Origin of the sequence: Silvimonas soli (genome assembly GCF_030035605.1) — a bacterium.
GTDB classification, from domain to species: Bacteria; Pseudomonadota; Gammaproteobacteria; order Burkholderiales; family Chitinibacteraceae; genus Silvimonas; species Silvimonas soli.
Genome location: NZ_CP106736.1, coordinates 138,298 through 151,913, shown reverse-complemented (window position 1 = coordinate 151,913; position 13,616 = coordinate 138,298). Strand labels below are relative to the sequence as shown.

At 56.6% G+C, this 13,616-nt stretch carries 11 protein-coding genes; 1 reads left to right on the top strand and 10 read right to left on the bottom strand.

What is annotated here, in order from left to right:
• Positions 1–113: 113 nt before the first annotated feature.
• From ispH to flgA, 5 genes are all read right to left on the bottom strand, one after another.
• On the bottom strand, positions 114–1,040 hold the full coding sequence (gene ispH, locus N7220_RS00605; RefSeq protein WP_283149533.1) for a 4-hydroxy-3-methylbut-2-enyl diphosphate reductase: 927 nt from the start codon (positions 1,038–1,040) through the stop codon (positions 114–116).
• Positions 1,037–1,516: a signal peptidase II gene (gene lspA, locus N7220_RS00600; protein ID WP_283149532.1), complete on the bottom strand. Its 480-nt coding sequence runs from the start codon at positions 1,514–1,516 to the stop codon at positions 1,037–1,039. The genes ispH and lspA overlap by 4 nt, the downstream gene beginning before the upstream one ends.
• Positions 1,509–4,379, bottom strand: coding sequence for an isoleucine--tRNA ligase (gene ileS / locus N7220_RS00595; protein WP_283149531.1), 2,871 nt, complete (start codon positions 4,377–4,379; stop codon positions 1,509–1,511). The genes lspA and ileS overlap by 8 nt, the downstream gene beginning before the upstream one ends.
• A 79-nt stretch (positions 4,380–4,458) precedes the next feature.
• Positions 4,459–5,379, bottom strand: coding sequence for a bifunctional riboflavin kinase/FAD synthetase (locus N7220_RS00590; RefSeq protein ID WP_283149530.1), 921 nt, complete (start codon positions 5,377–5,379; stop codon positions 4,459–4,461).
• 137 nt (positions 5,380–5,516) lie between these two features.
• Complete coding sequence (flgA, locus tag N7220_RS00585) at positions 5,517–6,200, bottom strand: flagellar basal body P-ring formation chaperone FlgA (RefSeq protein WP_283149529.1); 684 nt, start codon at positions 6,198–6,200, stop codon at positions 5,517–5,519.
• A gap of 111 nt (positions 6,201–6,311) precedes the next feature.
• Here flgA and N7220_RS00580 point away from each other — a divergent pair, with 111 nt between their 5' ends.
• Positions 6,312–7,823: a DNA recombination protein RmuC gene (locus tag N7220_RS00580; RefSeq protein ID WP_283149528.1), complete on the top strand. Its 1,512-nt coding sequence runs from the start codon at positions 6,312–6,314 to the stop codon at positions 7,821–7,823.
• Positions 7,824–7,979: 156 nt separating this feature from the next.
• On the opposite strand, the gene tssE is transcribed toward N7220_RS00580, so the two are convergent.
• From tssE to tssA, 5 genes are all read right to left on the bottom strand, one after another.
• Positions 7,980–8,390: a type VI secretion system baseplate subunit TssE gene (tssE, locus tag N7220_RS00575; protein ID WP_283149527.1), complete on the bottom strand. Its 411-nt coding sequence runs from the start codon at positions 8,388–8,390 to the stop codon at positions 7,980–7,982.
• Between the two features lie 4 nt (positions 8,391–8,394).
• A complete protein-coding gene (gene tssJ / locus N7220_RS00570) occupies positions 8,395–8,877 on the bottom strand; it encodes a type VI secretion system lipoprotein TssJ (RefSeq protein WP_283151461.1) in 483 nt (160 codons plus the stop codon).
• A 105-nt stretch (positions 8,878–8,982) separates the two neighbouring features.
• The gene (gene tssG, locus N7220_RS00565) at positions 8,983–10,098 is read right to left on the bottom strand and encodes a type VI secretion system baseplate subunit TssG (protein ID WP_283149526.1); all 1,116 of its coding nucleotides are present in this window, start codon (positions 10,096–10,098) and stop codon (positions 8,983–8,985) included.
• On the bottom strand, positions 10,095–11,876 hold the full coding sequence (gene tssF, locus N7220_RS00560) for a type VI secretion system baseplate subunit TssF (protein ID WP_283149525.1): 1,782 nt from the start codon (positions 11,874–11,876) through the stop codon (positions 10,095–10,097). Before tssF ends, tssG begins: the two co-directional genes overlap by 4 nt.
• 123 nt (positions 11,877–11,999) lie before the next feature.
• A complete protein-coding gene (tssA, locus tag N7220_RS00555; protein ID WP_283149524.1) occupies positions 12,000–13,607 on the bottom strand; it encodes a type VI secretion system protein TssA in 1,608 nt (535 codons plus the stop codon).
• Positions 13,608–13,616 lie beyond the last annotated feature (9 nt).

Sequence of the window (13,616 nt, the reverse complement as noted above, 5' to 3'; positions counted from 1 at the left end):
CGGGCTCGAAAACGCCCGGTTTCTTACAAATGAAAATAGGCCCGCCTGGCTAGCCAACAAAAAAACGCCGGGTGAGCGGCGTTTTTCTGGATTATGGTGAGCGCCAGCCTGTGTCAGGCCAAACCTTTGGGTAGCGAGAAGACGATGTTTTCTTCCAGTCCGTCCATGGGCACGACCGACTCAGCGCCAAATGCCTGGATGCGACTGACCACTTGCTGCACCAACACCTCCGGTGCCGATGCCCCAGCGGTCAAACCCACGCGAGTCTTGTTGTCGAACCATTCTTGTTTGAGTTCGCTTTCGTTGTCGACCATGTAGGCATCAATGCCCAATGTGGTGCCAACTTCGCGCAAGCGGTTGGAGTTCGAACTATTGGGCGAGCCAACCACGATCAGCACATCCACATCCCGCGCCAGTTGCTTGACTGCATCCTGGCGGTTTTGCGTGGCGTAACAGATGTCGTCTTTCTTCGGGCCGACGATCTGCGGGAAGCGTGTGCGCAGGGCGTTGATGACCACTTGCGCGTCATCCACCGACAGCGTGGTCTGGGTGACGTAGGCCAGTTTTTCCGGAGCAGCCACCTGCAACTCGGCCACGTCTTGCGGATCTTCCACCAGATACATGCCGCCGCCGGATTGGCCCATGGTGCCTTCCACTTCCGGGTGACCTTTGTGGCCGATCATGACGATTTCATAGTCCTGCTCGCGCAGGCGTTTGACCTCCAGATGGACCTTGGTCACCAGCGGGCAGGTGGCGTCGTACACGTTCAAGCCGCGGCTTTCCGCCTCGCGGCGCACGGCCTGCGAAACGCCGTGAGCCGAGAAGATCACCGTGTTGCCCGAAGGTACTTCGGCCAGTTCTTCAACAAAAATCGCGCCTTTCTTTTTCAGGTCTTCAATGACGTATTTGTTGTGAACCACTTCGTGCCGCACGTAAATCGGCGCGCCGTATTTCTCCAGCGCTCGTTCGACAATGGCAATGGCCCGGTCCACACCCGCACAAAACCCGCGCGGATTGGCAAGAATGATTTGCATGGTCATAGCGGCTTTTCCCTGGAGGTTTGCGGGCGCGCAATCGAATCGAGCACCAGCAATACTGCGCCAATGCAAATCGCAGAATCGGCGATATTGAAAGCTGGGTAATACCAGTTCTTCCAGTAAACCAGAATAAAATCAATTACATGGCCATAAGACACGCGATCAATCACGTTGCCCAGTGCGCCACCCAGAATCAGCGCCAGTGCCATTGAAAAACGCGTTTGCTGATGATGTTTTTTCAGTGTGACGATAATGAATACCGACACAGCCAGCGCCAGCACGGTAAAGAAATGCCGTTGCCAGCCGCCAGCATTAGCCAGAAACGAAAACGCCGCGCCCATGTTATAGGTCAGTGTAAAGCTGAAACAGCCAGGAATAAGCGAGACCATCTCGCCAAATTGCAGATGCGACTGAATGAGCAATTTGGTGATCTGGTCCAGCACGATGACCGCTAGCGCGATCAGAAGCCACTTACGCATGTGCGCGAACCTCGCCATTGCCAAACAGATTATCTACGCAACGTGCGCACAGGCCTGGATGCTCAGCATGGCTGCCGGTGGTTGGGGTGTAATGCCAGCAGCGCTCGCATTTCTGTTCGTTTGAGCTGCCGACCACGATGCCGGCTTCTGCACCGCGAACCAGCGTGGCTTTTGACACGATCAGCACAAACTTCAGATCGTCACCCAGGTCATTCAAGGCACTGAATGTATCGCCATCAACGGTGACTGTGACCTCAGCCTGCAATGAGGAGCCCAGTTTGCCTTCAGCACGCTGCACTTCGATTTCTTTTTGCACTTGGGTACGCATCTCGCGGATCAGGGCAAAGCGAGTTTCCAGTGCGTCAGCGTCGGCAGCTTGTGGCGCCTGATAAAGCGTGGCGAAGAATACGTTTTCTTCGTTACCCAGCACTTCCCAGACTTCATGCGAAGTGAACGACAGAATTGGCGCCAGTAAACGCACCAGACCTTGCGTGATATGCCACAACGCGGTTTGGGCGGAGCGGCGACCGGCACTGTCGGCCTTCATGGTGTACAGGCGGTCTTTCAGGATATCCAGATAGAACGAACCGAGTTCTTCCGAGCAATAACCGTGGATTTCCTGCACGGCAGAGTGGAACTCGTAGCGATCGTACAAGCCGGTGACCTTGCTCTGGAACGCGTTATAACGCGCCAGGGCGTAACGATCCAGCTCGATCAAATCGCCCACTGGCAATACGTCGACGGCGGTGAAGTCCGAGATATTGGCCAGCAAGAACCGCAAGGTGTTACGGATGCGGCGATAGGCATCTGACGTGCGCTTGAGAATTTCTTGCGACAGCGACATTTCGCCAGAATAATCGGCACTGGCAATCCACAGGCGCAGCATATCCGCGCCCAGCGTGTTGAAGATTTCTTGCGGCTCGATGCCGTTGCCCATGGACTTGGACATCTTGCGGCCATGCTCGTCCACTGTGAAACCGTGGGTGAGCAATTGCTTGTACGGGGCTTGACCTTCAGTCGCGCAGCCGGTCAGCAGGGACGACTGGAACCAGCCACGGTGTTGGTCCGAGCCTTCCAGATACAGGTCGGCTGGCCACGCCAGTTCTTCACGCTGACGCAGCACGGCGTAGTGGGTAGAACCGGAGTCAAACCATACGTCCAGCGTATCGCGCAGCTTGTTGTAGTGCGCGGCATCGGCGCCTAATAGCTCAGCCGGGTCCAGCTTGAACCAGGCTTCAATGCCTTCTTGTTCGATACGCTTGGCCGCTTCTTCCAGCAATTCCAGAGAATTCGGGTGCAGTTCGCCGGTTTCTTTGTGCACAAAGAACGTCATCGGCACGCCCCAGTTGCGCTGACGCGAAATACACCAGTCCGGGCGATTGCCAATCATGGATTCCAGCCGTGCGCGACCCCAGGCCGGGAAGAACTCGGTGGCTTCGACTGCTGCGTTGGCTTTGGCGCGCAAAGTAGTGCCGTCCACGCCCGCTTTTTCCATGGCGATAAACCATTGGGCAGTGGCGCGGAAAATGATTGGGGTTTTGTGACGCCAGCAATGCGGGTAGCTGTGCAGCAGCTTTTCGCTGGCTAGCAACGCGCCTTTTCCGCCCAGTAGTTCAACGATCAGCGGATTGGCTTCCCACACTGTTTTGCCGGCAAACAGCGCCACGGTGGATTTGTAACGACCATCGTCGCCGACCGGGTTTTCTTTGGACAAGTCGTACTTCAGGCCGACTTGCCAGTCTTCAAGGCCGTGCGCCGGTGCGGTGTGTACCAGGCCAGTACCCGCGTCGGTAGTGACGTGATCACCCAGAATGATCTGGCCCTGACGCTCAGCGTAGAAAGGGTGCTGGAGCTGCAATCCTTCCAGTGCCGCGCCCTTGGCGTGACCAATCGACTTGCTGCCTTCTGCGCCATAACGCTTGAGCGCGCTTTCAGCCAGTTCGCGCACCAGAATCAGCAAACCCTTGGGCGTGTCGAACAGGTCGTAATTGAGTTCTGGGTGCACTGCCACCGCTTGGTTGGCAGGCAGCGTCCACGGTGTAGTAGTCCAGATGACGGCGTAGGCGTCTTTGCCATTCAACGATGGCAGATCGAATGCTTTGGCCACGGCGGCGCCATCGAGCACCTTGAAGGCGACGTCGATAGCTGGCGAGGTTTTGTCTTCGTATTCAACTTCAGCTTCAGCCAGCGCGGAGCCACAGTCGACACACCAATGCACTGGCTTCTGGCCTTTGACCATATAACCGTTGGCGTGGATCTTGCCCAGTGTGCGCACGATATCGGCTTCGGTTTTGAAGTCCATGGTGCGATATGGGTGATCCCAGTCGCCCATCACGCCCAGGCGGATAAAGTCGGCCTTCTGGATTTCGATCTGCGCGGCAGCATAAGCGCGGCACAACTCGCGGATAAACGCCGGTGGCAAGTCATAAGACTTTGGGTCCAGCCCGTTGTCTTTGCGGAACTGCACAATGCGCGCGTGGATGTCCGGATTGGCCTGAATGGCTTTTTTGTCGCCCTTGGCCAGTTTTTCGATCTGATGCTCAATCGGCAAGCCGTGGCAATCCCAGCCCGGCACGTAGGGCGCGTCAAAACCCGCCAGTGATTTGGACTTGACGATGATGTCTTTCAGAATCTTGTTGACCGCATGACCCAAGTGAATCTTGGCGTTCGCGTAGGGCGGGCCATCATGCAGGATGAATTTAGGCCGACCTTGCGCTTTGGATTTCTCACGCAGCTTTTTATAGAGCTGCTGATCCTGCCAGGCTTTCAGAAAGCCCGGTTCGCGCTTGGCCAGATCGCCACGCATCGGGAACGGTGTGTCGAGCAGGTTGACGGGGTACTTGTTCGACGGCTTGTCACTCATGGTTGCAATCTCTTGGGTCGTGATTCTGTAATGGGGCGATCAACGTGATCAATCTATATGGGGGCGAAGGCCGCCGTGCTCAACGATGAATGGCAAACCATTCGCGCGCGTTGTCACAATCTTTCTGAATCTGGGCAATCAATGCATCCAGCCCGGTAAATTTGGCTTCATCGCGTAGTTTGGCGAGAAAGTTGATACGTAAATGCTCGCCGTAAATCTCGCGCTTGAAGTCAAAAATGAACACCTCAAGCACCGGCGCCGCGCCCGCGCCTTTGACCGTAGGGCGCACGCCCAGACTGGCCACGCCTTGGTAGACCCGATCCAGCCCCGCGATCTCGACCACGAAAATCCCCATGGTCGGCGGACGATTGTGGCGGATGCGGATATTGGCGGTGGGAAATCCCAGCTCACGACCAAGTTTGTCGCCACCCACAACGCGCCCAGAAATCGAATACGGCCTGCCAAGCAAGCGCTCGGCCAATTGCATATCGCCTGCGGCCAAAGCGTTGCGCACGGAAGTGGACGAAATACGCTGCTCATCCAGCATCACCGCGGGCATGGAACGCACTGTGAGTTGCGGATTTTGCTGCAACAACTCGAAATCACCTGCGCGCTGTTTGCCGAAGCGAAAATCATGGCCAATCAGCATGAACCGCGCATTCAGCTTGCCGGCAATGATGTCATCCCGAAACGCCGTGGCGTCAATACCGGAAAAACGGCGGTTGAAACGCTGCAGGATCACGTAATCCAGCCCCTCGGCCGCCAGAAATTCCAGCTTCTCGCGCAGGCTGGTTAAACGGGTCGGCGCGGTCTCGGGTGTAAACAGTTCGCGCGGATGCGGCTCAAACGTGAGCAGGGCACTGGCCAGCCCGCGCTGCGCGGCTTCCTGACGTAGCTCCGCCAGCATGGCGCGATGGCCCAGATGCAGGCCGTCGAAGTTGCCAATTGTAAGGGCCGTCGGGGGAAGGGCGGCAGCGTGTACGCCGCGAATTATGCGCATTGGTCGCAGTATGGCATTCAAAAACCAACAATTTTACCGGCTGGGCGCCAGTTTGTCAGGACATCTGGATAGTGAAAGATCGCGCTGCAGCATTACACCAACTGCAGGCACCGTAAATACGGGCTGGCGCGACTGGCTTAGTCAGTCACTTCGACTACGCCGCCACTGCGGGCAACGCCTTGCACAATCGTGTTGTTACCCACGCGTACTCGCACGTTCTGGCCTTCGGCGGCGTTGTTCAGCGCAAAGCCGTCATTACTGACTTCGACCCCACCGGCGCGCATAACCACCCGCACCTTCTGCCCTTGCTGCACCACCATTGGCGCCCGCAACATTTCCGACCGGACTGCACCGCCAGCAGCCACCGCACTGCTCAGCGTGCGACCCAAGGCGTCGTTCGGATCAAGAATCACGCTACCTTGCAGTTGCCCCAGATCGCCTTGCTGCGGAATCAGGTCGCCATCCGCCAGTACATGGCCCGATGGGAGTGGTCTTGCGGCAACGTAATAGGTGGCCTGCACACTGATTTTAACGGGCAGGTTGACGGCCCAGGTCGCGCCATCGGCACAACGCACCCGCAGCATGCTGTTGCCAGCCAGTCGATATCCCGGTGCAGCCTGCACATCCATGGCGTTGCAGGGCTCCAGGCGCAAGCGATTATCCAGCTTGCCGAAGGTATAACTGCTGCCGCCTTGATATTGGGCCAGTTGCTGATCCAGCCACGAGGCTGCGGCGCGTTGAATGGTAGCGAGATCGGTTTGCCCGGCCGCAGCGGCGGGCAGACAGACCAATAAAATGAGAGAAGCCAGAAAGGTGCGCATCGCAAGATTATAACGTGCGATGTACGGCGCGTGTCCGCTGTCGCTGGTGATGCCGTTGTGACACGCCTACAATCCGTTCACTTGATGTTCTGTTTATGGGTAAGTCCGGTAATGATCGATCTTCTGTTTGGCGTAACAACTTTGGTGGCCTTGTTGGCCGGTGTACTGGTCGTGATCAAGTTGCAGCAACTGGCGCGAACGCAAGAGCAAATGATGGAGGCGCTGGCGTCGGAACTGCATGCCAGCCAGAAGGAAGTAGTCCACCAGGTCCAGAGCGGCTTCGCCCGTCAGAACGAAGCGTCACACAATGCCTTTGCCCAGCACGGCGCCTTGTTGAACGATGCCATCGGCCGCTCCAGCGAGCAATTACGGGGCAGCATGAGTGAGGCGTTTGACCGGCTGCGTGCAGGTGTTTCTACCGAACTGAACCAGACCCGTGCGGTACTGGAAAAACTGCAAATTTCCCAGTCCGAATCTTTATCCGCATTGCGCCTGTCTTTGACCGAATCACTGAGTGAAAGCCGCCAGCAGATGATGACCCAACTGGGCGAGATTTCTGCCGCACTGCAAACCAAACAAGACACCTTGCGTGAAGAAGTGCTGGTCAAGCTCTCGCAAATGCTGGCCGAGCAATCCAGGCGCGAGATGGAACAACTGCGCGACGCGCTGGCCACTACCAGCATGCAACTGACGCAATCGGTCGCGCAATTGACGCAGACTGCTGACAACAAATTATCCGAAATCTCCGGCAAGGTCAGCGAGCGGCTGGATGAAGGCTTCAAGAAAACGAACGAAACCTTCGCCAACGTCATGGCGCGCCTGGCAACCATTGATGAAGCCCAGAAGAAAATAGATGGCCTGACCACCAACGTGGTCAGCTTGCAAGAACTGCTGGGCGATAAACGCTCCCGCGGCGCCTTCGGCGAAGTACAACTGGAAAGTCTGGTGCGTAATGTCTTGCCAGCGCAGGTTTACGAGATGCAGGCCACGCTTTCCAACGGTACACGAGCTGATTGCTTGCTGAAATTGCCAGAGCCCACGGGCATGGTGGCCGTCGATGCCAAGTTCCCGCTGGAAAACTATCACCGTATGTTTGAAGCGGGTGAAGACCGCACCGTCGCCCAACGCGCCTTCCGCGCCGATATCAAAAAGCATATCGACGATATTTCCAGCAAATACATCATCCCCAACGAAACCGCCGATGGCGCTGTGATGTTCATCCCGGCTGAAGCCGTGTTTGCCGAAATCCACGCATACCATGGCGAGTTGGTGAACTACGCCATGAAACAACGGGTGTGGATTGTTTCGCCGACCACCTTGATGGCCGTACTCAACACCGCCCGCGCCGTGATTAAGGATGTAGAAACGCGCAAGCAGGTACACATCATCAAAGAAGCGCTGGGCCGCCTCGGCTCCGAGTTCGCCCGCTTTGACGATCGCATGAAGAAACTAGCCACGCATATCCGCCAGGCGCATGAAGACGCACAGAATGTTGCGATCACCAGCGAAAAAATTTCCCGCCGCTTTGAAGAGATTGAACAGGTGCGGCTGGAAGAGCCATCATCAGAACAGCCTGTGCCGCTGGCGGTGGCTGGCACGCTACTGCCAGAGGAAGAGATGTGAGCCCTTCCATCACACGGAGGGAATGCCGCTGGCTCGGGCCATTTCCTACTTTACTGCAAGGGTTGACCAAATTCGCCAAATACCGAATTCTGGCCCGAACCGTACGCTGGCACCTGCCAACCGGGCTTTGCGGCGGAAAAGCTGGGCTAGCCCATGTTAGCGATAACGACTCAATCGAACCTGACCTTCTGGCGAGAACCAGGTACCAAAGCGCACTAGCCCGGCCCGTCGCAGATGGCACACCAGCGTATAACTCAGGATTGCTTCTTCATCCATCGGCTGCAATTCAATTTCAATACTGCGCAAACGCGGTTCGTACTTGATCAAAGTTGCTTCGATGGTTCGCTTCAACTTGTGCGCGCTGGCGGGAAGCTCCCGGTAAATGGTGGTCAAGTCAGGCAGCCCGTAGTCGGGCAAATGGGACAGACTGCCCGCGCGGCTATTCAAAATGCGCTGCATGCTGTCCATGACACTGATGATGGTTTGGGTTTTTTCGTCAAAAGCGTCAATTGCAGTGCCGTCTGCAAAATGTCCGGTAAGCAATTCGTAGAGTGCGGGACCAGTCATCGGGCTAGCCTTTGGCCGGAACAGCAAGTTTGAGTTCGGAACCGATGACTTCGATCTTTAGCGCATGATCATCCGAAAGAGCGTCGCGTGGCACCACGATTTGCCAGCGTCTTTCCCTGCTTTCAGTGCGGAAAAATGCGGCAACCCCGACCGCTTTGGCATTTTTCTCTAATGGCTCGTCAAGGCTGATGCTGGCGCCCGGGCGTAAAACCAGGTCTTTGCGCTGTAGCAAATCGTCTTTGATGATGCTGGTATCGTTATCCAGCATGCTGGTGTAAGCACCCGCAGCGAAGGTTTTGGCATCTTTGAGTTGATAAATACGGATTACCACCGGCGTTGCCTGATCTTTATCGTCGGCGTTCATGCCTTCACGCGCCAATAAATCGATTTTGAGCGTCAGTGTGTCTGCGATAAAGATCGCCTTGGTGGTATTGATGGTGGCCTCTTTGACGGTTTGCATTGCACCGCATCCGGCCAAGTGAACCATCAAAAATGTGAGCAAACCCAAGCCGGCCAGTCGGGTGCTGTTTTGTTTCAAGAATAAGATAGACATGATCATGGCTTTATGAAAAATGGATGAAATCTGACCGGATCAGTGAATTGCTGATGCGCGGGCAGGGCTGTCATGCGCCTGTTCCAGTTCCAGACCGCAATAACGACCAAGGCGGATATCAACCGGCGTATTCTGGTTTTCGCCACCCAGCAGGCTGGTCAACCCCAGGAATGCGGGGCTGCTACCAAGCTGCAACGGGGGCAGTTGTTCACGCGAGATACGCAGGGTCAATTCGGCGTCCAGCTTGTAACCCAGGTAGATCTTGAGCATCTGTAGTAAATCGTGATGATCCCGACCACCGGGCAAGAGCGCCCGCAATCGCTCGCTGGCCGGGAGGGAGATGATCACTCGCACCGTGCTGTTCCGATCCATCACCGTTTGCCCCAACACCAGCGAACCGGCTCTCAATGCCACGGGCTGTTGCCCAAGTGCTGCCGGATTTTCCAGGTGTCGCAATACCGGGAAAAACTCCTCAACCTTAATACTTGCCTGCGGCAGAAGCAGCTTGATGACCGCCACCAGACCTTCGGCCGGGCGGGTGCGCTGACCGCCCAACCCCAGAAACGCCATGAAACGGGCAGTGGGCAACTGCGTGCGCTGCGCGACATTGCCAATACCCAACCCGGCGAGACATAACAAGGATTGGGAAACCCGGTCTGTCGCACCCGCCCGGAAAGTGACCGGATAGCGATATTTCTGCCAGATGCGGTAATACAGCGTGACGATGCGATGATTGAAAATATCCAGAAACGCTGCAAGCGACTCATGGCCATCCCGGCGCGTGGCAATGTCATCGAGCACATGCCACGGCATGCGCGCATCAACGCCGTACAGCCCCAGAAACGTGGTACGGATGGTAGGGGGAAGGTTTTCGTCTTCTGTGTCTAGTTCCACTCGCGCCAGTTCGCCACCAGGAAAACCCAGCGACGCAATGGGCCGAAAGCGAACGGGCTCTTGTGCTGGCGAATTTTGCGTAGCTAAACCCGGGACGTCAGGCCTGGTGGCATCGAGTAACGCGCAGAACTGATAGAAATTGAACTGAGGGGCTCGCCGGAAAATATCCCGCATCAAGCCTTTGCCGGCGTTGATCTGCTCCCGATTGAAGGCGGGTCCAGCAAGTGGTGCTTCTGAGGGGGGCGCTGCGGGCTGGCTCATAGTGTCGCCTGAGTGGATTTGCTGGCCTGCCAATTCAGCTTGCGCCCGATTGGCTGCACAATCACAACCAATTGGGTAAACAGATTCATGTCGGCATAGGCGGTGAAGAAGCGATGCAGCAACTCGCCAAACAGAAAAATATCGCCATCGCCTGCAAAGCGCTGGCTATCGAGCGTGACGGAAATCTCCACCCCGCGCATCACGCAGCCTTGTTCCATTCGCGACAGCGGACGATGGGAAACCTGCTGAATGCCCTGCAAGCGCCGCTGATTCAGCTCATCTTCGGTCCAGTCGTACAACGCCAGGGTGCCGCGCAACACCTCGGCATCCATCAGTGACAGATAGTTGGGTGACAGGTGCGATAACACGCGCCAATGAAAGCGATCTTCCATTGGCGGATAGACCGGTAGCGTCGGCGCAGTCACATTTTTGACGTTGGCCACACACGGATACCCGGAAATCATCTCCAGAATCTGCGCCTCGCGCAGACCTTTGCGCGGCAACAAACCGTTTGTGCCAGTCACCCGTAACGAAAGGGTTTCCAGCGGTAAATCATCGCGGTCTGCCCATGCATGGCCACCGAGTACCAGCCACGTCTCAAACAGCCCTGAAGCACCGCGCCGCATGCGGGTATGGAAGTAACGTTCTGGCGCGTCGTGACGCAGCATGCCGCCGCGATGCCGGAAGGTAGAGAAGGGTAAATATTGGTGGCGACTGCTATTGCCGTGCTCAAACGCCACGACTTCATCCACCGAATAAGCCTCCACCTGCATGCCTTGATGCAGCATCGGTACAACCCGATATTCCGGCTCCAGATGGTCGACCCGGATTGGTTCTGCCTCCAGGTTAAACAAGTTGATTGCGGGCGAACAATGCAGCCGGACGTTGTCGGCGGAAAACGGCATGTCAGCGGGATAGCGCTGGTCCAACACTACGTCGATTTCAAACCATGGCGTGGTTTCGGGCAGGGCGTTGATATCCAGCCCGCATAGATCCACAAACATGAATTTATCGCGGAACGTGAAGTATTCCAGCAGCATTTGATAACCACCGAAAGCATTGTCCGCTTTGGGCCAGAGCCGATCTGTTGCAGAAAAACCAACCTGGTCAAAATGCAGCTTCGCTGCGGGCACTAACGTTGGCGCACTGGTTTCACCACTGGGTGTGCGTACTTCAATCTGCAACACTTGCCGAGTCAGTGCTAGATGCAAAGCCGAGGCGACGGGTGTATCTGCATTGATAAACAGCCGGATCTGTGAAAAATCCAGTTGCTGGCGTTTGACTTGGGTTTCGATATGAAAACGCAAGCGGATCGCAGAGCGGCCATCGTTACGAACAGGCGCAGAGGCCTCGACCAGCCGTAGCGGTAATAGCGGCACCGCCTGTGTCGTGCGATACAAGCAGCGAGCTTGTTCGGGGCCAATCGGGCTGCTGCGCAGTACCAGCCCGGCAGGAACGGCTTCGGCATGCTGTAGTGCGTCCATTTGCGGCGTGAGTTCGACGATGGTAAGCGACGGAATCATGCGCAGGTAGTGAGGCCAGAGCAGACTCATCAATCCTTCCGTTAGCTCGGGCAGATCGTCGTCCAGTTTTTGCCGCAAACGACCGGTGAGAAAGGCAAACCCCTCAAACAGTCTTTCAACATAAGGGTCGCGATCGCCAACCCGATCAAGATTCAACAACGCTGCGCGATCGGGATGGGCTTGGGCAAATTCTTTACCGGCCTCTCGCAGATAGCGCATTTCTGCTTCGTAATATTTGAGAACCTGGTCATCCATAAAAAGCCCTGTGCTCCAGCGGTGTAGGTTGTTGAAAGTGTCTAGAGGTGTTCATTTCTGATGCCATCACAGGGAAGAGCAAGAAGCATCCGGGATGGAGAAGGAACGGGATAAAGTGTCCATTCATGAAGGCGCACTCAAAGCTAATGTGCGCAATGGGTCCAGCGCGGTCATACTTTCAACTAGACCATCCATACGGCTCGCAAGAGTGATTTTGTCTACATCCTTGCGTTGATATCGCTGCCGCAACAGGCGTAACTGACGCACCTTGATTTCGAAGGCCAGGCCAGGCTCCCAGCGGCCTAGCTGGTAAACGTCGATATCCCGATCCAGTGTGACCAGCAGGTGCATTGCCATATCCGCACGACCATGGTTTTCGGCCAGGCTGGCCAGCAACAACTGACGCATGAGCCGGTTACGTTCGCCCGGTATGACGGGTAAATCGCGTAGCCATTGAAAGGCATTTTCCAGACCCGCACTGGCTGCCAGTTCTATCGCTTGCCGCTCGGTTTCCTGCCAGTCGACATCGCCACCGCTCGGCGTTGGGGCAAGTACGGTTTCGCCCGCATCCAGGTTACGGATCACGGCATGGGTGGCGATCCACTCCAGAGTGGCATCTTGTGCAAATGGCGTGCCGTCGCTGAAACAAAGTCGCTCCAGACCAGTCAGCCGATCCAGCATTTGTGCAAAGTCGGTCAATAACATGTCGCGGCAGGCCAGATATTCAGGCCCTGCCTGGCCCTGGGCTTGCCAAGCGTAGTATTGCAAATCCAGCCAGAAGTGATTCGCACCTTCGGCAAACGCCAGTTCGACACGTTCCAGTAGTTCGTGCCATTGCTGTTGTAAAACCAGACGTTTCAAGTGTTGGTGCAACTCGCTGCGCGGCGGCGGAAGGCGGGTTTTGCCTTGGGGATCATGCGGCGGCGCGTTGGTTACGGTATCCCAGCGGATACAACGCAACAGCCGGTACGCCGGCAGGTAACCGGCAGCCTGGCGTCGCAAATGCACCGCCATTTCCCGTGCCCGATCCAGCAGTTCACGCGCTGAGGCTATTTCACCACGCGTGGGCACCAAAGTGGACGTACCAGAGGTCTGCTCCTGGCTATTTGCAGTACCCAAGCGGTTGCTTGAGCCGGGTTGCTCGCTGGCGTCATTGGCTTCGATCAACGCTTCGAAGCGATGAATGAGAGGTTGAACAGAAGGCCGGAAGGCGGCATCCCACTCTCCTACCAACTGTTCAATCAGGGCCAGCGCCGAACAGGCGCGTTCCAGATCGGTACGAGCACCGCTACTACGCTCCAGAAAAACCTGGAATCGCTCGCCATTGAGCCATTCCAGCGCCGCTTTACGGCTTTCCGGGCGATGGGGAAGGATGGTTTCCGGGTAGCGGACCAGCAGGGCGGCAATGAGCTCCAGACCATCGGCCAGGCCCGCAGCGCCGTCCGTGCGCAGACGAGAAAACGCGTAATACCCGGCAGGACGCAAGTCTTTGCAATGATTGCGCAGCAGCGCCTCACTGGTGTTCAGGATCAGCGCATCATCCAGACCGCCCAGCTTGGCCACCTCTTCGCGCAGCGCAAGAAAGTCATCGTCGTAACCTGGGTCGTCTCCGACCTCGGATGCCCCAGGAATAGGGCTCAACCAATCTTGCCACGTAGCCAGCCGGTTACGCGCCAGGTCTGCGGGTTCGGACTGACCAAACAGTTTTTTGAGAAACGAGGGCAGGGACATACGGTCTCT

Coding starts and splice junctions, on each gene's coding strand:
- tssG (WP_283149526.1), bottom strand. CDS start 10,098: ATGAGCCAGCCCGCAGCGCCCCCCTCAGAAGCACCACTTGCTGGACCC.
- tssE (WP_283149527.1), bottom strand. CDS start 8,390: ATGACTGGTCCCGCACTCTACGAATTGCTTACCGGACATTTTGCAGAC.
- tssA (WP_283149524.1), bottom strand. CDS start 13,607: ATGTCCCTGCCCTCGTTTCTCAAAAAACTGTTTGGTCAGTCCGAACCC.
- tssF (WP_283149525.1), bottom strand. CDS start 11,876: ATGGATGACCAGGTTCTCAAATATTACGAAGCAGAAATGCGCTATCTG.
- N7220_RS00580 (WP_283149528.1), top strand. CDS start 6,312: ATGATCGATCTTCTGTTTGGCGTAACAACTTTGGTGGCCTTGTTGGCC.
- tssJ (WP_283151461.1), bottom strand. CDS start 8,877: ATGGTTCACTTGGCCGGATGCGGTGCAATGCAAACCGTCAAAGAGGCC.
- ispH (WP_283149533.1), bottom strand. CDS start 1,040: ATGACCATGCAAATCATTCTTGCCAATCCGCGCGGGTTTTGTGCGGGT.
- lspA (WP_283149532.1), bottom strand. CDS start 1,516: ATGCGTAAGTGGCTTCTGATCGCGCTAGCGGTCATCGTGCTGGACCAG.
- ileS (WP_283149531.1), bottom strand. CDS start 4,379: ATGAGTGACAAGCCGTCGAACAAGTACCCCGTCAACCTGCTCGACACA.
- N7220_RS00590 (WP_283149530.1), bottom strand. CDS start 5,379: ATGCGCATAATTCGCGGCGTACACGCTGCCGCCCTTCCCCCGACGGCC.
- flgA (WP_283149529.1), bottom strand. CDS start 6,200: ATGCGCACCTTTCTGGCTTCTCTCATTTTATTGGTCTGTCTGCCCGCC.